The sequence below is a fragment of the Nonomuraea sp. NPDC049655 genome (assembly GCF_044465465.1).
In the GTDB taxonomy this organism is placed as follows: Bacteria; Actinomycetota; Actinomycetes; order Streptosporangiales; family Streptosporangiaceae; genus Nonomuraea.
The window spans coordinates 355,862-378,623 of record NZ_JBITLS010000001.1 but is presented as its reverse complement, the minus strand read 5'-3'; the positions used below and the strand labels follow the sequence as shown (position 1 = coordinate 378,623).

The window sequence follows — 22,762 nt, the reverse complement described above, 5'->3', positions numbered from 1 at the left end:
CCGCCGGAGCGTCAGCCGGTCGACACCGCTCGCCAGAAGTACCCCATGACGTCGCGCATCACGTCGCTGAGGCGCAGCGCCTCGTCCGGGTCGTCGCCGGCGTCGAGCCCGGCCTGGATGAAGGCGACGGCCGACGCGCTCAGCCCCTCCGGCTCACTGCCGTAGAAGGCCACCGCCTCCTCGGGCGCGCCGATGCCGGAGCTGCGCAACCAGGCGCCCAGCTCGTCGGAGGTGGAGAAGTACGAGCGGACGTCCACCAGCGAGGCGGCGCCCAGACCGGCCCGGTTCGCGTTGAGCGCGAGCCAGCTCAGATAGGAGCCGTAGGCGTAGGCGGTGAAGCCCTCCGCCTGCCCGTCGGCTCCGGTGCGCGGCTCGATGGGCAGCACGCGCGCGCAGTCCAGCAGTTTCGTCCGGGCGCGCGACGCCATTTCCTGGAGCTGCAGGCAGTACACGTCCTCCGGCCGGCCGGTGAATCTGGACGCGGCCAGCGCGTAGGCGGCGAGCTCGGTGCGGTTCAGTCGCACCTCGAATTCCAGCAGCCGCCGCAGATCCGCCAGGGCGAACCGCCCCTCACGCAATTTCGCGACGATCGGATTGTCGATCGGATTTTCCGCCGTCCGCCGGTCGATCTCCTGCACGAGGGAGACGGCGTCGAGCCTGCGGTCGGTCTTCATATCGGTTTCTCCTTTTCTCGTCCGGCTATTTGGTGGAACGATTGAGAATGGCCAGCATTTGCCTTTCCAACGCGGGCGAGGGGGACAGCCCGATCTCTTTCGCGAAGGACACGCGGGCGAGCTGGTAGATCCCGAGCGCATCGGCGGGCCGGCCCGCGCGATGCAGCGCGACCATCAGCTGGGAATAGAGCCGTTCTTCCAGGGGGTTCTGCAGCACCAGCGCCTCCAGCTGGGGGATGATCTCGACGTGCCGGCCCAGTTCGAGGTTGATCTCTATGAGGCTGGTGGTGGTCAGCATCCGCCGGCTCTCCAGGAGCTGCGCCGCCTGGTCCCTGATCGGGCCGCGCGGCACGTCCTGCAGCGCCGGGCCGCGCCACAGCGCCAGCGCCTCGCGCAGGAGGGCGACGGCCTTGTCCGGCTCGGCCGACTTCAGCGTGTTCGCCGCCGCGTCGAGCTTTTCGAAGCGCACGGCGTCGATCGCGTCGGCCGGAACCTGGAGACAATATCCGGGATAGCGGGTCTGCAGCGATATTTCCAGGCCGTGGCGTTCCCGCCAGCGCATGATGGACATTCGCAACCGGGACGCGTGCGCGTGCAGCGCGTTCGCCGCCTGCCTGGGCGGGTCGTCCCGCCACAACTCGGCGACCAGGTCCTCGACCGGGACGACGTCGCCGTGCCGGAGCAGCAGCACGGCGAACAACGAGCGTTTTTTCGGGCCGGCTATCTGGATCCGGTCTTCATCGACCCTGACTTCCAATGGGCCCAGAATGTCAAATGAGATCATCATCGCCCGCATCGATTGTGCCGCGCCGCCACGCAGGCATTCCTGTAAATATTAACTTATCCACGTGAACCGCGCGGAGAATGTGTTTCCCGGGGTGCTGCTGTGCTTTGATGCAGGTAGCCGGTTTCGCGCAGCCAGCCGATATAGAGGTCGAGCAGCCCGGCGTCCACGGGCGGGCAGGCGGCCGGCACGTCCGGGACCGCCTCGGCCAGGTTGGCGAGATCCGGCTCGGGTAGGGCGCCGGTGAGCTGCCGGGCCGTCACGGAGCCGTCCGCGGCCTCCTCACCGGTGAGCAGTGTGAGGTACCCGGCCAGCGGCGCGGCCGGGTCGGCGGCGCACAGACGTTCCATCTCCCGGACCCAGTCCTCCCTGGAGATGACCCGGACGGGGTAGCCTTGCCGGCGCAGCCGCTCGACCAGCAGGGGCAGGGCGGCGGGGCGCGGGTTCGCCAGATGGTAGACCCGGCCGCGCGCGGGCGCCCCGGCCAGCAGCGCCACGACGGCCTGCGCCACGTAGTCCACGGGGACGAAGTCCAGCCGGAGCGGCACGTCCGGCGCGAGCCCGGTCTCGGCGATCGCCTTGATCACGGCGGCCATCATGGTGCCGGTGTTCCACACGCCCCGGTCCCGGCTGCCGGTGATCTCGTACGGCCGGTAGAGGGCGACCGGCAGCCCGCGCCCCGCGGCCTCGCCCAGCAGGGCCTCGGCCACCCATTTGGTCTCCGCGTACCCCTGCCGCAGCCGTTCCGGGCGCGGCAGCGGATCGTCCTCGCGCACGCGCCCGCCGGTGGGCGGCCCGTCCGCGGCGGCGAGCACGTCCACCGTGGACACGTGGTGGAACGGGCGCGCGCGCCCGCCGTGGGCGGCCAGGCGGATGAGCGAGCGCACGCCGCCGACGTTGGCGTCCTGGAGCCGGGAGTAGGGGTAGACGAAGTTCACCTGGGCGGCGGCGTGCAGGATCACGTCCGTGTGGTCGGCCAGTCCGTCCAGCTCTGCCTGCGGGAGTCCCAGGCCGGGCAGGGCGAGGTCGCCGGGCACCGCGGTCACCCTCGTGCCGAGGTCCGCCGCGGGCAGGCCGTACCTGCGCAGCGCCGCGCCGACCCGGCGGAGCCCGTCCTCTCCGTCCGCCGCACGTACGAGGCACGACAGGCGCAGGTCCGTGGCGTCGAGCAGCCGCCGGACCAGGAAGGCGCCCAGGAAGCCGGTCGCGCCGGTGACCAGGATCTCCCGAGGGGGCGCCGGGTCGGCCGGGCCGAAGCGGAGGCCGGGGTCGAGCCGGGCTTCCCGGGCGAAGTCCACGGTCGGTTCGCTCTCCACGCCGCCGTCGGCGCCGCTGCGCAGGGCGGCGATCCGGGCGGCGAACGCCTCCAGCGACGTCGAGTCCAGCAGCGCGCGCACCAGCGCGGGGCCGGGGAGGCCGCCCATGCCGGGACGGGCGCGCAGCGCGGTGACGATCTGGACGGCCTGCAACGACGTGCCGCCGAGCTCGTAGAAGTCGTCGGCGCGGGACTCCACCGGCGTGCCGAGGACGGCCGCCCACACCTCGGCCGAGTACCGCTCGACCTCGCCCCGCGGCGGGTCGGCGGGGCCGGCCGGCGGCTGGTCGCCGGTCCCGGCCAGGGCGCGCGTGTCGACCTTGCCGCTGCTGTTCAGCGGCAGCTCGTCGGCGACCGCCACCCGGCCGGGGACCATGAACGCGGGCAGCCGGTCCCGCAGGAACGCCCGCACCCGCAGCGCGAAGGACCGCCGGTCCGCCGGCCGCCGAGGCACCGCCCACGCCACCAGCGCCCGGTCGCCCCGCCCGGACTCCCGTACGGCCACGGCGGCCTCGCGCACCTCCGGATGGGCCGCCAGCTCCGACTCGACCTCGCCGATCTCCACCCGGTGGCCGCTGATCTTGACCTGCCGGTCCAGCCGGCCCAGGAAGTCCAGCACGCCGTCCGGCCGCCAGGCCGCCCGGTCGCCGGTCCGGTACATGCGCGCGTCCCCGCCGAGGAACGGGTCGGGCAGGAAACGTTCGGCCGTGCGTTCCTCGTCGCCCACGTAGCCGAGCGCCACGCCGTCGCCGCCGACGTACAGCTCGCCCTCCTCCTCGGGCTCGCACGGGCTGCCGTCCTCGCGCAGCACGTAGCACGTGGAGTTGGCGATCGGCCGTCCGATGGGCACGCGTTCGGCGTCCGGCGGCAGTTCGGTGACCTCGTGGGCGGTGGAGAACGTGCCGTTCTCCGTGGGGCCGTAGCCGTTGACCAGGTGCTCGGGCGGGCCGGCGGCCAGGACGCCGCGCACGCAGTCGGGGTTCAGCACGTCCCCGCCCGCCACCAGGTAGCGCAGCGAGGAGAACATGCCGGGGTCGGCGAAGCCGAGCTGGTGGAACAGGCCCGCGCTGAGCCACATCACGGTCGCGCCGCGCTCGCGCAGCTCGCGGGCCAGGTCCGGCGGCGACAACAGCGCCTCGGGCTCGGGCACGACAAGGTGGGAGCCGTTCAGGTGCGCCCCGAAGATCTCGAAGCAGGACACGTCGAACGTCGGGTTCGTGGTGGCCAGGACGACGTCGTCGGGGCCGAACGCGGCGCAGTCGGTGCCCGTCGCCAGCCGGACGGGCCCGCGATGCGGTTCGGCGACCGCCTTCGGGACGCCGGTGGATCCGGAGGTGAAGATGACGTAGGCCGGATCGGTCGCCGAGGCCACCTTCGGGGGCAGCGGCCCGGCCTCGGGCACCGGTCCGTCCAGCGGCAGCACGTGCCGCGCGTCAAGCGACGGACGCCGGTCGGCGCGCGTCACGACGTGCTCGACGCCCAGCCGCCGGGTCAGCTCGCGCAGCCGGGCCGGCGGGTCCTCGGGGTTGAGCGGGACGTACGCGCCGCCCGCCTTGAGCACGGCCCAGATCCCCACGACGGCCTCGGCCGACCGTTCCACGGGCAGGGCCACCGGCGTCCCCGCCCGCACGCCCTGCCGCCGCAGCACCCTGGCCAGCGCGTCCGCGCGGCCGGCCAGCTCCCGGTAGGTCATCGTCCGGCCGCCGCCGGTCAGCGCGGGCGCGTCCGGGGTCCGGGCGGCCTGGGCGTCGAACAGCTCGGGCAGCACGGCGTCGCGCGGGTAGGGGCGCGCGGTGTCGTTCCATTCCTTCAGGCTCATGCGGGGTCCTCTCCAGCTCAGCCGGTGTGCGCGGCTGCCTTCCAGAAGCGGCCGATGTGCTCCTCCATCTGCCTGGCGCGGGCGATCGCGGTGGCCTTGTCCTCGCCGTTCCGCAGGCCGTGCTCGACGACCTCCAGGGCCCGCCGTTCCAGCTCGTCGGACTGACCGCCCTCGTAGTAGTCGACGAACTCGGCGGGCACCTCCAGTCCCTGCTTGCGCACCGCTTCGAGCAGGGCCTGGCAGCCGGGGAAGTAGACCGTCATGTCGGTGTGGAGGGCCAGCGCGTTGTCGGCCTGGCCGCCGTGCAGGGCCAGCCACGAGACACAGCCGTTGAACGCCTGCGCGTCGGGCCCGGACGGCCACCGCCCCGCCGCGTCCGGGTCCATGCCCAGCGGGCGGACGCAGGCCAGCAGCTTGGGGTGCGCGTCGTACACCAGGCGGGCGACGTCCAGGTAGAGGCCGACGAGGGGGCTGTCGGAGAAGCGGGCGATCACGGTGCCGTACGCGGCCAGCTCGGCGATGTGGCACTGCAGCTCGATCCCGACGAGCCGGCGCAGGTGCTCCAGGGTGAGCCCGCCGACCTCGGCCAGGTCCAGCAGGCGGTTGCCGACCGGAGAGCGGTCGCGCAGCCGTTGGAGCTCGGTGACGGCGGAGGTGGCCAGGGTGAGGTCTGCGGTGGCGGTCATGGTGAAGCCTTTCTGTTGTGCGAACCTGTCTGCGTTCCCCGGGGTCATGACAAGGGCCTGACGCGGACCTGACATCCGGCTGCCGTGCCGCGCGGCCCTAACCGAGCAGCGTGCGGACGATCAGCTCGGCGGCGAGGTCCTGCGCGCCGGCCCGGCGCAGGCGCGCCAGCGTCCCCCGGAGCTGCGCGCCGTCCTCGCAGGCCACCCGTACGGTGAGGTCGAAGTCGCCGACGACCACGTGCGCGGCGACCACGCCGCTCATCTCGCGCAACCTTCGCTCGTAGTCGCGCGTCGTCACCCCCGGGGCCAGGCGGACGTGCACGTCGGCCCGGACCGGGGCGGTCATCCCGGGCTCCTGCCGTGGCGTCCGAGTCGTCTCCTCACGTGCGGGCCGCCGCCGTCCAGAGCAGGGCCATGTACCTGTCGCACAGCCGGGCCGCGCGCAGGGCCTCGCCGGGGTCGTCCCCCCGGGCCAGGCCGTCGTCCACGACGGCTGCGGCCTCCTCGGTCAGCAGCGGGTCGGGAGTGTTGCCGTAGTACGCCGTGAACTCCTCGGGCACCGTCACGCCGTGCTCGTCCAGCAGCCGCACCAGCTCGATGGCGCCGCCGTAGTAGACGCCGTCCGGGGCCGAGTACAGCGACAGGGCCATGGCCGCCTGGCTGCCGTGCAGGGCCAGCCAGGAGACGTACCCGCAGAAGGCGTGCGCGGCCAGGTCGTCGCCGAGGTCCGGCGGCTCGCCCAGACGCTCGGCCACGACGGCGAGCGCGGCACGCGCCCCGTCCACCAGCCCGGCCACCTTGAGCAGGAACCCGGCGGCCGGCGGGTGCGGGAACTGGGTGAGCAGCTCGCCGTAGGCCACCAGCTCGGCATGGTGGTAGGCGCGCTCGATCGCGACGAGGCGGCGCAGGTGATCGGCGGTGACCCGGCCGTCGGCCGCCAGGGCGAGCAGAGGGTTGGCTGGCGGCGACTCCGCCCGGGCCCGCGCCAGCTCCTTGACCAGCGTCTCGGCGGTCATTCCGCGGCTCCTTCCGCCGGGTTTCTGAGGCCGCCCTTTTCGAGGAACTCATGCGCCTGGGTCATCGTGGCCTGGCCGCTGTGGAACAGGTTGTTGACCAGGGCGTGCCGGGCGCCACCCGTCGTGAGCCCTTCGTACAGGTGCTCGACGGAGCCGGCGCCGCCCGAGGCGATGACGGGGACGCCCACCGCCGAGGCGATGGCCGGCGTCATCTCCAGGTCGTAGCCGTTGCCGGTGCCCTCCTGGTCGAGGCTGTTGGCCAGCAGGCGGCCGGCGCCCAGGTCGGCCAGCATCTTCGCCCAGACGACGGCGTCCAGGTCGGTCTCCTGCTCGCCGCCGCGGATGGCGACGTTCCAGCGGCCGTCGCCGGCGCGGGCGACGTTCATGACGCCCACCACGCGGGCGGATCCGTGCCGCTGCACGAGCGTGTGCAGGACCGAGGGGTGCTCCACCGAGGTGGTGCTCAGGCCGACCGCCGCCGCGCCCGCCGCCAGCAGGGCCTCGGCCGCCTCGATCGAGGGCATGTAGCCGTTGTCCACGGTGACCCAGAACGTGCCGCCCGTCCCGCTCAGCGCCTGGATCAGGGGCAGGAACGTCTCGTGCTCCGTCCACGGCTCCTGCACGTCCACGAAGATCGGCCCGGCGCCGTCGCGCAGGTAGACCGAGGCGATCTCGACGGCGTCGGCGGGGTCGGCCAAGCCGGCGATCGCCGAGGGCGGCGTCGCCCTGCCGCCGGCCACGTCGATGCACGGGATGATGAGGTCGTTCATGATGTCCCTTTCCGTCATTCGGGTTGTGGGTCGCCGGCCGGCCCCGGGGCGGGGGCGTCCGGTCGTCGTTCGGTGAGCAGCACCTTTCCGGCGCCGCCGGTCCTGGCGCTGTGCCGCACCGCCGCCCGGACCTCGGGCAGCGCGTACCGGCCGGCCACGTCCACGCCGGGCCGGCCGCCCGCGAGGTCCGCGACCACCTCCTCGGTGAGGCGGGCCCGGTCGTGCGGGTCCAGCGCGGCGAGCCGTTCGGGCAGCCAGAAGCCGCTCACGGTGAGGGAGGAGAAGATGACCTGGCGGGACGGCAGCGGGATCGGCTCGCCGGACAGCGCCCCGAACACGACCAGCCGGCCACCGGGACGCAGGCAGTCCAGCAGGCCCCGGCCCACCTGGCCGCCGACCGAGTCGATCGCGGCGGCCGCCCCGCCCGACGTGACGGCCAGCACCCGGTCCACCCACGGGCCGCCGGAGACGTCGATCACCTCGTCCGCCCCCAGCAGGCGCAGCGGCGTCACCTGTTCCGGCCGCCTGACCAGATGCAGGCACCGGATCCGGCGTCTTGCCGCATGGGCCAGGACCATGCGGCAGACGGCCGACGCGCCCGCCGACAGCAGCAGCCACCCGCCGGGCGGCACGTCGAGCTGGTCCACCAGCAGGCGCGCCGCGAACGGGTTCACCGTGAGCTGGCAGGCGACCTCGTCGGGCATGGCGTCCGGGACCGCGATCAGCTCGGCGGGCGCGGCGCTGACGTAGTCCTGCCAGGTGCCGGTGGCGGCCACGGCGACCCGCGCGCCCTCGCGGTACGTGCCCGCCCGGTCGGCCCGCTCCACCACGCCCACGCCCTCGAACCCCGCCGGTGCGGGGAACGTCGCCTCGCGTCCGTACTCCCCTCGCACGTACATGAGGTCGGAGGGGTTGATCGGCCGGGTGGTCATCCGTACGAGCAGGTCGTCCGGCCCTTTGACGGGGACGGGCACGTCGTCCACGGACAGGACGGCGGCGGGGTCACCGTGATGATGGAACCGCACGGCGCGCATGACATACCTCCTTGCCTGGGTCGGATGTGTCTCGGTCGGGTGTGTCTGGTTCGGACCTGTCCCGGTCAGGCGGACAGGAGCTGCGCCAGGCGCGGCGAGCGCGGCGCGAGCCTGCGGGCGACGGCGACCGCCGACCGCACGGCCGACTCCTGGCTGGAGACCCACGTGGTGTACTGGCCTGCGAGGTGCAGCCCGCCCCGCCCCTGCAGCGCGTCGAGGCGGCGCTGGGCCCGGACCACCGCGGGCGTGATGAGCAGGTGCCGGTAGTCCTCCCGCAGGACCACCTGCCTCGGCAGCCGGTCGCGGTGGGTGAGCTGGCTCTTGAACACCTCGACGCCCCTGGACGGGCCGAACCAGTCGGTGCTCTCGCTCCAGCCGTCGTGCACCTCGAAGGCGCTGGTCGACCAGTGGGCACGGCTCTCGGGCAGATACGCGGGATCCAGGTGCAGCGCGTACGTCGTGTCCACCGGCTCGAAGCAGGCCAGGACGTCACGGACCTCCTGGGTGCCCGCCAGCGGCCCGAGCAGCCGCACCGCCTCCCACGGCGGCACCGCGAGGACCAGCTCGTCCACGACGTGCCGCTCGCCGGCGGTGTCGAGGAGCTCGTAGCGCCCCTCCGCGCGGCGGACCTGCCGCACCCCGGCCGCGGTCCTGATCCTGGCGGCGGGGGCCCGCGCCGCCAGGGCCCAGGCCGTGCTCTCCAGCCCCGGGAGGAGCTGCTGCCATCTCGGCTCGCCCGCGGTGTTGACGTAGAAGGCGACGGCGGCGCGGGCCGAGAGTGTCATGGCCTGTTCGAGGCTGCAGCAGAACAGGAAGGCCGGGCGGGCGTAGAGCACGTCCCGCTTGATCTCCTGGCTCACCGGCAGGGGCTCGACCAGGTCGGCCAGCGGTCGTTCCCAGCTGACGTCCTCCTTGTCCCATTCGGTGGCCCGCTGGAGGAAGGTCCCGACCGCCTGCCACGCCGCCCCGAGCCGCTCGTCCCGGGGCCAGGACGCCTCCGGGGTGTGCGGGCTGACCAGCAGCGGCTCCCGGCGTCCCGCCTTCAGGACGGTGAGCGAGGCCGGCAGGTCCACGAACTGCTCGTCGCCGTACCCCAGCAGCTCCAGCAGCCTGCGATGCGTGGGGAACAGGTCCGGCGAGATGTCCTGGGCGCCGAGGTCGAGGGTCGCCTCGCCGCCGCCGGCGCGGACGCGGACCGACCGCATCGTGCCGCCGACGCGGTCACGGGATTCGAGCACCACGGTCTCGCAACTGTCGGCCAGGAGCCAGGCCAGGGTGAGCCCCGACAGACCGGCTCCGACGATTCCGACGCGCATGTCATTTCACCTTGAGAAAGCTAGAGGGGACGTGCTCCGGTAGCGCGCCATTACCCGCCGCCCTGGAGATCGCACGGCGACTTGCGGCGGAATCGAAAGGCGTGCGGCGGATGTCAGCGCGAATTCAGGGCCATGTCAGGAATGCGTGGCAGCGCATTGTCCGGCAATGCCTGCGCGATGAAGGAGGAATTTTTATGAACGGGCCGTCGAACAGGGCTCCTGTGGTGGTCGGCGCCGACGTGTCCGCGCCTTCGTCCGTCGCCCTGGAATGGGCGGCGGAGGACTCGATCCGGCGGAAAAGGCCGTTGCGGATCGTGCATGCCATGGATCTGGCCGGATATTTCGCGGGGCCTCCGGCGGCCAAGGCGTTCGCCGCTCCGATGATCGTCGAATCGGCGCACGAGATCGCCGTGGGGGTCGCCGCCGACGCGCTGGCCCGGGTCCGCGGCAGGCGGCGGCACCCGGCGGTGACGGCGCACGTCGCGCCCGGCGCGCCGGCGGCCGTCCTGCGCGACGCGGGGCGGGACGCCGTCGAGATCGTGGTCGGCCACCGTCCCCGCAACGAGGTGATCGATCTGCTGTTCGGCTCGGTCGCCCTCGCGCTGGCCGCCAGGGCCGACGCGCCGGTGGTCGTCGCCAAGGGCGCGACGGCACGTCCGTACGACGACGTCGTCGTGTTCCTGGAACCAGGGCCCGCGCCGGACGCCCTCCTCGGTTACGCCTTCCGGACCGCGTCCGCGCACGGCGTCCGGCTGCGCGTTCTGCGCGCCGACTCGGCCGCCGGGCCTTCGCTCGGCGGGTGGCGGCGGCTGCATCCTGAGGTCCGGGTGCACGAGCAGCGCTGCGACGGGGACGCCCGCTCCGCCCTCCTGGCGGCCTCGGTCGCGGCCCGCCTGCTCGTGGTGGAGTCCCGGCGTCCGGCGGGGGTTCTGGCGTGGCGGCGGCCGTGGGGGCTGGCCCGGCTGATCCGGCGCTCGGCGTGCCCGGTGGCGATCGTCCCCGCCCCGGCGAACTCCGGGCGGCTCGGGCCCTGAGCGGCCGTTCGAACCGCGGCGGCCGGCGTCATGTCCAGCCGAGTCCGTGGCGGGCCAGGCGGTCGATCGCCTCGTCGAGGATCGGCCGCGGGTGGCCGAGGAACAGCCGCACGTGGGCGTGGCCGTCGCCGGGAGGGCCAGGGGTGACCATGCTGCCCGTGCCCGGCAGGACGCCTGCCCGGTCGAGGCAGAGTCGGCGATAGCCCTCTTCGCCGCCGGTCTCGTCCACGTAGCGGGGCGGGACGCGCAGGCGCAGATAGGACGTGCATTCGCCCGCGTGGCAGGCGTGCCGGGGGAAGCCGAGCTCGGCGGTCAGGCGTGCGGCGGCGTGCCGGCGGGCGTCGGCGTAGTGGGCTCGCATGGCCTGCAGGTAGATCTCGCAGGCGGGGTCGCGCAGCCAGCGGGCCATGGCGGCCTGGAGGGGCAGGCCGCTGCCGTAGGAGTGATGGTGCTGCTGCGCCGCCAGGGCCGCCAGCGTTCCCGGATGAGCGGTGAGAGCGCCGACGCCCCAGCCGTTGCAGTGGAACTGCTTGCCGAGCGTGCGGACGGCGAGCCAGGGCGTCGCGCCCCGCGGATGCCGCCCCATCTCCGCCAGCAGGATCTTCAGCGTGTTGGTGGGCCGGACGTCCGGGTCGTGGACGGCGTAGTAGGCGTCGTCGACGAGGACGGCGGCACGGTGGTCCAGGGCCGTGGCGATCATGGCCCGGACGGTTCGCGCGTCCCAGTTCGCGGCGGTGGGGTTGTGCTGGGCGTTGAGCACCAACAGCGGGCGGCCGGTCGCCGCCGCTCGTTCCAGCTCCGCCGCCACCTGGTCGGGGACGGGCTGGTGGCCTTGCGCGGCATCGACCGCGTAGTACCGGACACGGCACCCGAGAGGCGCGAAGACCCCTGGGTAGTCCCATCCGGGCGCCGGGACGAGCACGGTGGGCGGCGCCGCGCCGTCGCGTACGAGCAGCCGGCCGAAGTCGAACATGGCCGCCCGAGTGCCGTCCTGGCTCACCGCCACCTCGTAGTCGGCCGGGCCTGACGGGCGCGGCAACCGGTGCGTGGTGACGATGTACTCGGTGAGCGCGCGTCGCAGGTCGGGCAGCCCGTACGGCGAGAGCGTGTAACCGTGGCTCAGATCGGGCAGCCCCCGGGACAGGGCGGCCACGAGGCCGGGAGCCGCCTGCGTCCAGGTCTCCCCCAGGCTGAGATAGATGAGGCCGGCCGGATCGCCGCCCGAGCCCCGGTAATGCTCGATGAGGCGGGCGTCGCCCAGCGGGTTGGCCAGCCGGCCGCTGTCGAGGACGTCATGTAACGCGTGCATCGTGTCTCCTACCGTACGCCTCGGATGTCGCCGCGACCCGTCGCCGCAGCGCCGCCAGTTCCTCTTCGCGCAGGACGATGCCGAAGGCGTTCAGCACGTCGGGCAGGCCGTCGGAATCCACCGAGCTCTCCTCGGCGTGCTCCGCGGTCACTCGCGTCAGCGTGTGACCGCGGAGCTTCAGCCGGGTGGTGCCGGACAGCCGCTGGAGGTACAACTCCCGCTTGAGCATCGAGCGGGGATGCGTGCTGAGGTAGTGGTGCGCGACGGCGAAGTCGACGGGCGGTCGGGCCTCCAGGCTCAGCAGGTACAGGCATTCCCACTCCCCGTTCCGGTTCACCTCCACACGACACTGGTGGTCCTGGTGGGTCCGGACGCGGAACGCGCGCGAGCCCTGTGTGGTCACCTCGCCCGGCCGCAGCGGCAGCGGGTCGAGGAAGCCCTCCTCGCCGAAGCCCACGTCGCACAGCCAGGCGTCGCCGTCGGCCAGGACCCGCAGGGCCATGTGCGTGCGGGGACGCGGGCCCCGGCCGCCGAGGATGACCCGGGCCGCCAGGCGGTCCACGCGGAAGCCGAGGCGTTCCAGGACGCAGCCGAAGAGCAGGTTGTGCTCGTGGCAGCAGCCGCCGCGCGGCCGTCGGCACATTTTGTCCACGATGTCAGGGACATACAGGCTCGGCGTGCGGTCGAGGAGCAGGTCGATGTTGTCGAACGGCAGCGTGGTGGCATGGGCCCGGTGCAATCGGGTCAGCAGGGACAGTCCGGCGGTGCCGGGCAGCGTGCCGGGAGTCACGCGGGCCAGATAGGCGGGCAGGTCGAGCGTGTCGGTGTCCCACAAGTCGGACACGGCTCCTCCTCAAGGGTCGCGGTGGGCGGGGCAGCCGGCGGTTCGGCGGAGGAACGCCAAATCCCGGCGCATCGCGCGGCCAGTGCGAGCAGAAATCTGTCGGTATGGGGCGGGGTGTCGAGGAGCAGCCCGACAGGCAGCCCTTCGGGGGTCGTACCGGCGGGCAGGCTGATCGACGGCCAGCCCATGACCGCGGCGAAGGCGGTGTTGCGGATGTAGGAGAGGAAGACCGGCTCGGGCCGGCCGAGCACGCTGACCTCGGCGCCGACGTCCGCGGGCGCGGCGGGCAGGATGGTCGTGGGCGACAGGAAGGCGTCGGCCCGATGCTCGCGCAGCAGGCCAACGGCTGCGCCGGCGAGGTCGTCCTGAACGCGCAGGGCGTGCCGGTAGCGCTCGTCGGGGACCACTGGGCCGTGCAGCAGTGGAGCGAGCACGTCGGCCACGTCCGGGCTGGCGATCCGGCGGATCAGTTCGCCGGGGTCGCCGCAGGTCTCGCACCGGGCCAGGTAGAAGGCCAGCTCGTGCCAGGTCTCGTGCAGCGGCACCGGCAGTGCGGCCTCGCCCAGCAGGTCGGCCGGGTCGGGCAGGTCGACCTGCACGAGGTCGGCTCCGGCGCACCGCAGCTCCCGCAGGCAGCCGGCGGCCACGGCGGCCACCCGGGGGTCCAGCCCCGTCCAGGCCCGCCGTGGCAGCAGGAGCCGGATCCGCCCGTCAGGCCGGGGCGACGGTGCCCGCGGGTACGCGTACCGCTCTGCCGGGTCCGCGGCCAGGAGGCCGTCGAGGAAAGCGACGTCCGCCAGGTCCGTGGCGATGACTCCGACGGTGTCCCGGGTCCGGGAGATGCGCAGGACTCCGGCGGCCGGATAGCGACCGGTGGTCGGACGCATGCCGACCAGGCCGCAGAGCGCCGCCGGGATGCGGACCGAGCCGCCGGTGTCCGTGCCGAGTCCCGCCGGGGCGAGCCCGGCGGCGACGGCCGCGGCCGTTCCCGAGCTGCTGCCGCCGCAGATGTAGCCGGGGACGACCGGGTTGCCCACGGTGCCGAAGGCGGCGTTCTGGCCGGTGACGCCGTAGGCGAGCTCGTGCATGCCGGTCTTGCCCAGGGCCAGGGCACCGGCACCGGCCAGACGCCGCCACACCTCCGCCGAACGGCCGGGCCGATGATGCCTCAGGGCCGGAGTCCCGGCGGTGGTGGGCAGGAGGGCGACGTCGATGTTGTCCTTGACGGCGAGCGGGATGCCGTGCAGGGGACGGCGAGCGGGACCCGCGTGATCGGCGGCCCGCGCCGCGGTCAGCAGGCGGTCGGCGTCCAGGGTGACGAAGGCGTTGCACGAGGCGTGCTCGGCACACCGGTCCAGAACATCGCGTGCGTGTTCCTCGCAGCTCAGACGGCCCTCGCGCAGCAGTCGCGCGGCCAGCGCGAGCGAGCGGGCGGGACGGCTCATGGCGTCGCCGGAGCAGGCGCCAGGAGATCCGGATGGCGCTCGGCCAGGTAGGGGCGCAACGTGTCGAGGGCGTGGGCGAAGGCGGCGGCGAAGGCGGTCACGTCCGCGTCGTCCATCGGCAGGCTCAGGCACAACAGGCCGTGCCGGGCGGTGAGGAATCCCTGGTTGAGCAGGTGCAGGTGGAGCAGGGCACGCAGCTCCTCCCGTCCGTGCCGCAGGGCGGCCGTCGCGGCGGCGTCACGGGGCCGGTCGGCGCCGAAGTGGAAGTAGCCGAGCGAGCCCGCTCCCACGGCGTGGCCCGCGATGCCGCGTTCACGGGCGGCATCGTCCAGCAGGGCACGCAGCCGTCCGCCCATGGCGTTGAGCCGGTCGATGTCGTCGGGGCCGAAATGGTCGAGCGCGGCGATGCCGGCGGCCAGCGAGAGGTTGTTGGCCCCGAACGCGCTCGCATGATAGACGGGGTCCGGCCCGGACGGGTCGAAGATCGCCATGACGTCGGCCCGGCCGCCGAACACGCCGATGGGCAGCCCGCCGCCGATGATCTTGCTGAAGGTGGTGAGGTCGGGCCGCAGGTCGTGGCGGACCTGCCAGGGGCCGATGCGGAAGGTGGCGCACTCGTCCAGGATGAGCAGCACGCCCTCCTGTTCGGTGGCCGTCCGCAGGCCCTCCAGGTATCCGGGCTCGGCGGGCACCCCGCCGCCCACGCCGAGCATCGGCTCGACCAGCACGCCCGCCACCTCGCCGCGGCAGGCGCGCAGCACCCTGCGCACGGCGTCGAGGTCGTTGAACGGAACGGTCACCACGCACTCCAGCACCGCGCGCGGCACGCCTTGGGCCAGGCGGGCGTCGGGCAGGCCGGGAAGCCGCTGCGGGAACCGCGGACCGGAGGTGATGAAGGCGCTGACATGGCCCCAGTCGTGGGTGCCGTGGTAGCCGCCGTCGATCTTGACGATGAGGTCGCGGCCGGTGAAGGCGCGGGCCGTGCGGATGGCCCACATCGTCGCCTCCGTGCCGGAGTTGCAGTAACGCAGGCGTTCCAGCGCGGGGACCCGGGCGCACAGCCGCTCGGCGTGCCGGATCTGCAGCAGACTGGGGCCGCCGGGCGCGGTGCCCCGGCCGACCTGCTCCCGCACGGCGGCCACCAGGGCGGGATGGTTGTGCCCGTGGACCAGCGCGCCGTAGTTGGACAGCACGTCGAGATACCGGTTGCCGTCCACGTCCTTGACGTGGGCGCCTTCGCCCTCGTCGAAGTACAGCGGGTACGGCGTGTAGGTGATCATCGTACGCGTGTCGCCGCCGGGCAGCACCTCCGCCGCCGTTCGGAAGGCGGCCCGTGAGGAGGGGCTGCGGGCGGCGTAGTCGTCGAGGATGGCCTGGGCCACATGGTCGGCGTCGGACATGGACTTTTCTCCGTTCGATGGCGGCTCGGCAGGACGGGATGCGGTGCGCGGGGGCGTGGGTCAACCCTTGTCGCGGGCGGCGGGGCAGCGCTCGGGGTTCGGTGCCGGCCGGGCGCCGTCCGGCCCGAGGTCGGACCTGGCCTGCCACAGCTCGGGGAAGAAACGGTGCTGGACGCTGCGGCGCAGCCAGCCCACACCTGCCGTGCCACCGGTGCCGGGCACGCCGCCGATGGTGCGCTCGACGGTCAGCAGGTGCCACGAGCGCCATCTGCCGAAGGCGGCGGCCACGTCCGTCAGCGCCTCGGCCAGCCGGAACAGGTCGTCGTCCGGCCCGCGGTCGCGGTAGAGGGCGGCCCATGCCGCTCGCAACGCCTCGCCGCCGAGCTCGCCGGGACGGCCGGGCACGCCGATTCCCGTCCCGCGCCTGGCCAGCAGGGCGGTCGCCTCGTCGTAGAGGCTGGTCTGGCGAAGAGCTCGGTAGACCTGCTCCGCCACGCCCGGCACCCCGGCGTGCCGGCGCGCCATCTGCTCGGACTTGTGGCCGAGCACGAACTCCACCATGCGGTACATGTAGGAGTCGATCCCGGAGGCGCCGTCCAGTTCGCCGCGGAAGGCGCCGAACTCCGGCGGTGAGATCGTCTCCAGCACCGACCAGGCGTAGGCCAGCAGGTCGATGGTCCGGCACACGCGCCGCAAGGCCCAGGTCGCGTCGTCCACGCGGTCCTCGACCAAGGCCAGCCGGGCGGCGCAGGCCTCCTCGTACACCAGCTTGAACAGCAGTTCCTTGACCTGGCCCACCAGATAGAACGACATCTCGGCCGGTTGGCGGGTGTGCGGGTGCTGCAACGACAGCAGCACGTCGATGCTCTGGTAATCGATGTACGGCGTCCTGGTCGCTGTCGTCCCCGGCCCTTGGGCCGCGGCCCGGTAGAGCTCGGCGAAACGTGGATCGACGTGCGCGGCGTCGTCGCGGTACCGGTCGGCGAAACGCTCCTGGTACGCGGCGAAGGTCGCCGGATCGGCGTGCAGGAACAGGATGTCGTGCAGGGCCATGTGGCGGATCGCGAACAGCGGGCGCGGCGCGCGCGACACCGCGAACCCGGGGTTGCGGGCGGCCGGTTCCGGGCAGCCCGGATGGAACTGGCCGATCATGAGCCCGTCCGCCACCACGTCCCCTTTGACCCGCCGATGCGCTTCGTCCAGCAGCGGCGTACGGTGCTCGGGCAGGCCCCGCACCAAGGTGACCAGCGTGGCCAGGCCCTCCTTACCCTCGGGCGGCCGCCGCCGGGCGAACCGCCCGGCCTGGGCGCGCATCGCGGCGCACAGCTCGTCCAGGCCCTCCCCCTCCTCCAGCGCGGCCACCTCGATCGTGACGGTCCCGGCGTCCAGGGCCGAGCGAACGAAGGGACACACCGCGTTGTCCCGGCCCAGTTCCGGATGCGGACGGGTGAGATAGTCCTCGAACCACGGCAGGATCGCGGCGGCCTCCGCCGCGGAGGCTCGCTCCAGCTTCATGGGAACTCCTCGGTCATGGAGTCGACGTGCGGGACGCCGCGCCGGAAGGTTCCTTCCGGCAGGCGCCGCCTCCTACCCGTCGCCCCATGCCGCGAACGCCGGTCGGACTCGACGTGGGCCGGACGTCAGGACCGGGTAAGGCGCAGGTCAGGATGGCGGAACGGGGACCCGCGACGTCGCGCCGGCACCTGGAGCGACAAGGCGCAGGTCACTGCGCCCGCGGCGGCCGTCCTGGTGTGGCGCCGTTCCGTGCGCCGGTGTGCCGGTCGGGTCAGTCCTGGTCCTGCCGCTCCTCCGCGATGGCCTTGAGCTGTTCCATCGCGGTGATGACCCGGGGGAAGCCCGCGTAGGGCAGGCACTGGATGAACGTCTCGGCGATGTCGGAGACCGGGAGGCCGACGTTCAGCGCGGAGTTGATGTTCGCCCGCATCGGCGCGCCGCCGACGCCCATCGCGGCCAGGGCGGCGAGCCGGACGAACTGCCGTTCGCGCAGCGACAGCACGGATCTGCTGTAGATGTCGGCGAAGGCGAACTCGACCAGGAACCGTCCGAGATCGGGGGCGATGGTGGCGAACTCGTCGAGCATGCGTCCGCCGTCGGCGGGGTCGATCTCGTTCATCAGCTCCAGGCCGCGCCGGTGGCGCGGGTCCTGAGATCGGTCGCTCATGGCGGGGCTCCTGGGCGGGTGAGGGTGGTGCCGGTCAGGGGTCGAGGACGGTGCGGGCGGCGTAGATCTCGGGGAAGAGCGGCCGGTCGACCAGGGAGGCCAGGTACGGCACGCCGCGGGAGCCGCCGGTCCCCCGCTTGTCGCCGATGACGCGCCGCACGGTGCGCATGTGGCGGAACCGCCACAGCTGATGCCGCTCCTCCAGCTCCACCAGGCGTTCGGCCATCTCGTACTCGGCGGCGTGGGCCCGCTGGTCCTCGTAGACGCGGCGGAGCACGGCGACGATCTCCTGGTCGGGTTCCTCGTGACAGCTGTGGGTGCGGTCGAGGTGGCGGGCGGGGACAGGATGCCCTGCCCGGTGCAGGAACCGGATGAACTCGTCGTACACCGTCGGCTGCGCGATCGCCGCGCGCAGCGCGTCCTGCCGGACGGACCCGTCGTACTCCTCGACCAGCTCGGGGCGTTTGTCGCCGAGCCGGAACTCCAGCATCCGGAGCTGGACGGACTGGAAGCCGGTGGCGCCCCCGAGCACCGGGCGGAACTCGGCGAAACGGTCGGGTTTCAGGGTGGCGATGACCGACCATTGCTCGATGAGCTGCCGCTGGATCACGAAGATCCGGTCGAGGGAGCGGAACGCCGATCGCAGCCGGTCGTGCCGGAGTTCGCGGATCGCGTCGTCGAGCTCGTGCAGGATCAGCTTCACCCACAGCTCGGTCGTCTGGTGCTGCACGATGAACAGCAGCTCGTCGTGGTGCGGCGGCTCCGAGATCGGGCGCTGGGCGCCGAGCAGCCGGTCCAGGCAGAGGTAGTTCTCGTAGGTCAGCTCGCAGGGGGCGGTGGCGCGCCGGCGACGTCTCAGCATGACCGCTCCCAGCCCATCCCGGCCTCCGCCAGGCGGTGCAGCGCGGTCTCGACGCTGCTCAGCGGCGGGCCGAGGAACATCCGCACGTAGGGGACGGCCATGGCCTGTCCCTCCTCGGGCGCCGCCTGCGGGGTCATGGTGCCGGCGCCCAGCAGCACCCCGGCGCGGCGCAGGCAGTCGCGGCGGAACCGGGTGACGCCGTCGCGCGCGTCCGCCGCGTACGGCGGCGGCACCCGGAACAGGAAGTAGCTGGTGCAGTTCCCCGGGCAGAGCGCCTCGGCGGGACAGCCGAGCTCCTGCCGGAGAAAGTCGGCCGCCCATGCCCGCTTGCCCGCGCAGCCTTGCCGGAACGCCCGCAGGTACCGCTCGGACTCCTCGCCGTCCAGCCACCTCGCCATGGCGTTCTGCAACGGCACGGCGGCGGTGAAGGAGCGCTGGAGCTGGAAGTGGTTGACGAGCCTGTCCAGGATGGGCGGCGGCGCGGTGCTGACCCCGATGCCCCAGCCGTTGCAGTTGAACTGCTTGCCCAGGGAGCGCACGGCCAGCCAGCGGACGGACCGGTCCCCGGCGCCCGGACGGGCGAGCCGTTCGGCGAGCAGCCGCAGGGCGCTGGTGGGCGCGGTGCCCGGATCGGTGACCCCGTAGTAGGCGTCGTCGATGAGCAGGTTCGCCCGCGCCTCGACGGTCAGGCGCACCATGTCGGCGACGAGGTCTTCGTCCCAGTTGACGCCGGTGGGATTGTGCTGGGCGTTGATGACGACGATGACCCCGCGCGGATCGCCCGCCCGGGCCAGCGCCTCGCGCAGCGCCTCCGGCGCGGGCTGGAAGCCCTGCGAGGCCGCGAGCGGCAGGTAGGTCATCCGGAAACCGAGCCCGGCGAACACCCCCCGGTAGTCCCAGCCGGGCGCGGGGGCGATGACGGTGGGGGACGCGGTGCGCGGCGCGTCGGCCAGGATCAGCCGTCCGTAGTCGAACATGGCGTTCCTGGTCCCCGAGCACGTGACGGCGACCTCGAAGTCGGCGCCCGCGGTGAGGCCGGCGGGCAGGGCGTGGGTGCGGGCGACGTAATCGCGCAGCAGGCGTTGCAGCGCGGGCAGGCCGTACTGGGAGATGACGTATCCGTGCGCGTACGCCGGCAGCCCGCTGCCGAGCAGCCGGGCCAGCCCCTCGGGCGCCTCCGACCAGGTCTCCCCCAGGCTGAGGTAGATCGGGTCGCCGGACGGCGCGCCGGCGTCGAGGTATTCCGCCACCCATTCGGCGTCCTTGAAATGACCGCGCAGCCAGGAATCCTCGGTCACGTCGTCGAGAACGGTTCCCATGTCTACTCCGCCGTCCGGTTATTTCCGGTGGTCGGCACGATTACCCGGCATTCTCCCGCCTTAACAACAGACTTATCGCGGCTTTTATCACACCGACCGCAAAAGCCTCCTGAGTGTCAGGCGAACTCTCGTTCCAGCCCCATGACGGGCCCGACATTCCGTCCCGCCGGGAGGTGTTACGTTGGGTTGGCTCGTGCGGCGCCCCTGAAAGGTGAACGCTCATGTGTGACGACGTGGCCGCCTGGAGCTCATGGACGGCCGTCAACGCGATTCGCGACAGGCGCATATCCGTTTCCGAATATGCGCGATGCCTGCTCGGGCGATGCGCGGAGGAGTCGCTCGGCGCGTTCGTCTCGTGCGACGAGCGCGCCGTCCTCGACGCCGCCGCGCAGGCCGACAGGGCGGACCGGCGCGGCCCCCTGCACGGCGTCCTCGTCGCGGTCAAGGACAACGTCGACGTCGCCGGTCATCCCACCACCGCCGGCACGCCGGCGCTGCGCGCCCATCGTCCCGGGCGGGACGCCGAGATCTGGCGGCGGCTGCGCGCCGCCGGCGCACTGGCGCTCGGCAAGACCAACATGCACGAGCTGGCCGTCGGCATCACCGGCAACAATCCCGGCTTCGGCCCCGTCCGCAACCCGTGGGCCGCCGATCGGTTCGCCGGAGGCAGCAGCAGCGGCAGCGCCGCCGCCGTGGCCGCCTTCCTGGCGCCGGCCGGTCTCGGCACCGACACCGGGGGTTCCGTGCGGATTCCGGCGGCCCTGTGCGCCGTGTTCGGCTACCGCCCGTCCGCGGGCCGGTATCCGCAGCGCGGCCTTCTCCTGCTCTCCCGCACCAGGGACACCGCCGGCTTCCTGACCCGCACCATGCGCGACATCGTGCTGCTCGACTCCGTCGTGGCCGCGCCCGGCCCGGCCCCCGAACCGGTGCGCTGGGCGGGGCTGCGGCTGGGCGTGCCCCGCCGGCCGTTCTGGGAGGGGCTGGAGCCGTCGCTGGCCGCGGTGGCCGAACGACGCCTGGAGGAGCTGAGCGCGGCCGGCGCCGTGCTGGTCGAGGCCGACCTTCCGGCGGGCGCCGGCGCGTCGCTCGCCCGCGACGCCATGACGGTGGCCCTGTACGAGGCGGCCTGGGAGATCCCCTACTACCTGGCCCAGACGTCGCCCGCGCCCACTCTCGACCAGGTGCTCGCCCAGATCGCCTCGCCCGGCGTGCGGGCGGCATTGAACGACGCCCTGGGCCCGGCGCGCGCCCCGGCCGCCGACTACCGGGCTGCGTGCGCGAACCTCTCCCGTCTGGCCGGCGCCCTGTCGGACCACCAGCGCGCCCACCGGCTGTCCGCCCTCGTCTATCCCACCACTCCGCTGCCGGCCCAGCCGTTCGCCTGCGAGGACTCCGTGGTGATCGACGGCCGGGAGCATCCCACCTTCCCCACCTTCATCCGGAACACCGACTGGGCCGGCGTCCTCGGCCTGCCCGCGCTGAGCCTGCCCGCCGGCCTGACCGCGGACGGGCTTCCCGTCGGGCTCGAACTGTGCGCGCCGGCCGGCGCCGACGCCCATCTGCTCCAGATGGGATGCGCCTACGAGGAGATCTGGCCGCCGCCCGCCCTGGAGCCGTCCGTTGCCCACCGCCCCGGCCTCCCACCCCGGGCGCCGGGCCGATGACCGGCCCGGACGAGCCGCATCTGCTCGTCACCGCCGCGCAGGGCTGGGACGGCCTGCGCGACGACTGCCTGCGCCCCTTCCAGGTGCTGATGCGCGGTGACCGGATCGTCGAGACCGGCACGCGGGTGGAGCGTCCTCGCGGCACACGCGTCCTGGAGGCGTCCGGGACGGTGCTGCCCGGCCTCATCGACTGTCACGTCCACGTGGCGGCCGGTGACGGCACGGGCGGCGGGCCCGCCTCCCGTCAGGCCCTCGACGCGCTGCCGGCGTTACGGACCCTGCTGTCCCACGGCTTCACCACCGTCCGTGACCTCGGCTGCCCCGCCGCGGACCCGGTGACGGTGGAACTGGCCCGCGCCGTGGAGGCCGGGCTGATCGAGGGGCCGCGCATGCTCGTGGCCCCCCACATCATCTCCCCTCGGGGTGGTCACGGCGATCCCCGTTCCACCCTGCAGCCGCCCTACGGAGGCCGCGCGGCGGCGGTCGCCGACGGCGTGGACGAGGTCGTCCGCCAGGTCAGGATCGAACGCCAGCTGGGCGCCCACTGGATCAAGTTCGCCGCGACCGGCGGCTTCGTCAGCCCCGCGGACGCGGCGGACACCGTGGCCTACACCCAGGAGGAGATGACCGCCCTGGTGGCGGCGGCCCGCGACCTGAACCTGCCCAGCGCCGCGCACGCGCACTTCGACGAGGGCGTCCGCCGGGCCGTGCGCGCGGGCGTCCGCAGCGTGGAACACGGCACCTTCGCCACCGACGACACCTTGCGCCTCATGGCGGAACACCGGACGACGCTCGTGCCCACCCGATGGGCCTGCCACCTCTACATCGACCATCTCGACGACCCGCGGTTCTGGGCGGGCCAGCCGGCGGGCGCGCGGGACAAGGTGGCGCCGGTGGCCGACGACATCCTGCGCAACGCCCGCCGCCTGCTGTCGGGCCAGGTCCCCGTCGCCTTCGGCACGGACGCGGGGACCGTCCCGTTCGAGGACAGCTGGCGGGAGTTCGTGGTGCTGGTGTCGGAGGGGATGACCCCTCTCGCCGCGCTCCGGGCCGCCACCTCGCAGGCCGCGCGGCTGCTCGGCCGGGCCGACCTGGGTGTCCTGCGGCCCGGTGCGCGCGGGGATCTCGTCGTCGTCGCGGGAGATCCGTTCGCCGACATCGAGACGATCGGTGAGGTCGCCCACGTCGTCCGGGGAGGGCGGGTGCGCAGCTGAAGATCCCGCCGGCCGGCAGGCGGAAGGGCGGCCTGCTGTTGCCGCCCGGCGGCCCGGCGCGAACGGTGGTGTCGG

General features: G+C 73.4%; 20 protein-coding genes. 3 read left to right on the top strand and 17 right to left on the bottom strand.

Features of this window, described 5'->3' with window-relative positions; translation table 11 throughout:
* Positions 1-11: 11 nt before the first annotated feature.
* The 9 genes from ACIBQ6_RS01795 to ACIBQ6_RS01755 form a co-directional block, all read right to left on the bottom strand.
* Entirely contained in the window at positions 12-674 is a 663-nt protein-coding gene (locus tag ACIBQ6_RS01795) for a hypothetical protein (RefSeq protein ID WP_358012259.1), read from the bottom strand.
* 25 nt (positions 675-699) lie between these two features.
* Complete coding sequence (locus ACIBQ6_RS01790; RefSeq protein ID WP_397209700.1) at positions 700-1,431, bottom strand: BTAD domain-containing putative transcriptional regulator; 732 nt, start codon at positions 1,429-1,431, stop codon at positions 700-702.
* An 83-nt stretch (positions 1,432-1,514) separates the two neighbouring features.
* Positions 1,515-4,592 carry an amino acid adenylation domain-containing protein gene (locus tag ACIBQ6_RS01785; RefSeq protein WP_397209699.1) on the bottom strand — a complete coding sequence of 1,026 codons (3,078 nt, stop codon included), beginning with the start codon at positions 4,590-4,592 and terminating at the stop codon, positions 1,515-1,517.
* Between the two features lie 17 nt (positions 4,593-4,609).
* Positions 4,610-5,278, bottom strand: a complete 669-nt coding sequence (locus ACIBQ6_RS01780; protein ID WP_397209698.1) for a hypothetical protein — start codon at positions 5,276-5,278, stop codon at positions 4,610-4,612.
* A 97-nt stretch (positions 5,279-5,375) separates the two neighbouring features.
* Positions 5,376-5,624 carry an Lrp/AsnC ligand binding domain-containing protein gene (locus ACIBQ6_RS01775; protein WP_397209697.1) on the bottom strand — a complete coding sequence of 83 codons (249 nt, stop codon included), beginning with the start codon at positions 5,622-5,624 and terminating at the stop codon, positions 5,376-5,378.
* 34 nt (positions 5,625-5,658) lie between these two features.
* Positions 5,659-6,294 (bottom strand): hypothetical protein, encoded by a 636-nt coding sequence (locus tag ACIBQ6_RS01770; protein WP_397209696.1) that lies wholly within the window; start codon positions 6,292-6,294, stop codon positions 5,659-5,661.
* Positions 6,291-7,064: a HisA/HisF-related TIM barrel protein gene (locus ACIBQ6_RS01765; RefSeq protein ID WP_397209695.1), complete on the bottom strand. Its 774-nt coding sequence runs from the start codon at positions 7,062-7,064 to the stop codon at positions 6,291-6,293. The genes ACIBQ6_RS01770 and ACIBQ6_RS01765 overlap by 4 nt, the downstream gene beginning before the upstream one ends.
* A gap of 14 nt (positions 7,065-7,078) precedes the next feature.
* Complete coding sequence (locus ACIBQ6_RS01760; protein WP_358012276.1) at positions 7,079-8,098, bottom strand: zinc-dependent alcohol dehydrogenase family protein; 1,020 nt, start codon at positions 8,096-8,098, stop codon at positions 7,079-7,081.
* 65 nt (positions 8,099-8,163) lie between these two features.
* Positions 8,164-9,414 carry an FAD-dependent oxidoreductase gene (locus ACIBQ6_RS01755; RefSeq protein ID WP_397209694.1) on the bottom strand — a complete coding sequence of 417 codons (1,251 nt, stop codon included), beginning with the start codon at positions 9,412-9,414 and terminating at the stop codon, positions 8,164-8,166.
* A 194-nt stretch (positions 9,415-9,608) separates the two neighbouring features.
* Here ACIBQ6_RS01755 and ACIBQ6_RS01750 point away from each other — a divergent pair, with 194 nt between their 5' ends.
* A complete protein-coding gene (locus ACIBQ6_RS01750) occupies positions 9,609-10,448 on the top strand; it encodes a universal stress protein (RefSeq protein WP_397209693.1) in 840 nt (279 codons plus the stop codon).
* Positions 10,449-10,476: 28 nt separating this feature from the next.
* Here ACIBQ6_RS01750 and ACIBQ6_RS01745 read toward each other — a convergent pair whose 3' ends face one another.
* The 8 genes from ACIBQ6_RS01745 to ACIBQ6_RS01710 form a co-directional block, all read right to left on the bottom strand.
* Positions 10,477-11,757, bottom strand: coding sequence for a pyridoxal phosphate-dependent aminotransferase (locus ACIBQ6_RS01745; protein WP_397209692.1), 1,281 nt, complete (start codon positions 11,755-11,757; stop codon positions 10,477-10,479).
* A complete protein-coding gene (locus ACIBQ6_RS01740; protein WP_397209691.1) occupies positions 11,741-12,601 on the bottom strand; it encodes an arylamine N-acetyltransferase in 861 nt (286 codons plus the stop codon). The genes ACIBQ6_RS01745 and ACIBQ6_RS01740 overlap by 17 nt, the downstream gene beginning before the upstream one ends.
* Positions 12,544-14,046 carry an amidase family protein gene (locus ACIBQ6_RS01735; protein WP_397209690.1) on the bottom strand — a complete coding sequence of 501 codons (1,503 nt, stop codon included), beginning with the start codon at positions 14,044-14,046 and terminating at the stop codon, positions 12,544-12,546. The genes ACIBQ6_RS01740 and ACIBQ6_RS01735 overlap by 58 nt, the downstream gene beginning before the upstream one ends.
* Complete coding sequence (locus ACIBQ6_RS01730) at positions 14,043-15,446, bottom strand: aspartate aminotransferase family protein (RefSeq protein WP_397209689.1); 1,404 nt, start codon at positions 15,444-15,446, stop codon at positions 14,043-14,045. The genes ACIBQ6_RS01735 and ACIBQ6_RS01730 overlap by 4 nt, the downstream gene beginning before the upstream one ends.
* A gap of 60 nt (positions 15,447-15,506) precedes the next feature.
* Positions 15,507-16,961 (bottom strand): tryptophan 2,3-dioxygenase, encoded by a 1,455-nt coding sequence (locus tag ACIBQ6_RS01725; protein ID WP_397209688.1) that lies wholly within the window; start codon positions 16,959-16,961, stop codon positions 15,507-15,509.
* 271 nt (positions 16,962-17,232) lie between these two features.
* Positions 17,233-17,628: a carboxymuconolactone decarboxylase family protein gene (locus ACIBQ6_RS01720; RefSeq protein ID WP_397209687.1), complete on the bottom strand. Its 396-nt coding sequence runs from the start codon at positions 17,626-17,628 to the stop codon at positions 17,233-17,235.
* Positions 17,629-17,662: 34 nt separating this feature from the next.
* On the bottom strand, positions 17,663-18,490 hold the full coding sequence (locus tag ACIBQ6_RS01715; protein ID WP_397209686.1) for a tryptophan 2,3-dioxygenase: 828 nt from the start codon (positions 18,488-18,490) through the stop codon (positions 17,663-17,665).
* Complete coding sequence (locus ACIBQ6_RS01710; RefSeq protein WP_397209685.1) at positions 18,484-19,809, bottom strand: aminotransferase class I/II-fold pyridoxal phosphate-dependent enzyme; 1,326 nt, start codon at positions 19,807-19,809, stop codon at positions 18,484-18,486. The genes ACIBQ6_RS01715 and ACIBQ6_RS01710 overlap by 7 nt, the downstream gene beginning before the upstream one ends.
* Before the next feature lie 221 nt (positions 19,810-20,030).
* Between ACIBQ6_RS01710 and ACIBQ6_RS01705 the strand changes: the two genes are divergently transcribed.
* Positions 20,031-21,473, top strand: coding sequence for an amidase family protein (locus ACIBQ6_RS01705; RefSeq protein ID WP_397209684.1), 1,443 nt, complete (start codon positions 20,031-20,033; stop codon positions 21,471-21,473).
* Positions 21,470-22,687, top strand: a complete 1,218-nt coding sequence (locus tag ACIBQ6_RS01700; protein ID WP_397209682.1) for an amidohydrolase family protein — start codon at positions 21,470-21,472, stop codon at positions 22,685-22,687. The genes ACIBQ6_RS01705 and ACIBQ6_RS01700 overlap by 4 nt, the downstream gene beginning before the upstream one ends.
* The last annotated feature ends 75 nt before the right edge of the window (positions 22,688-22,762 follow it).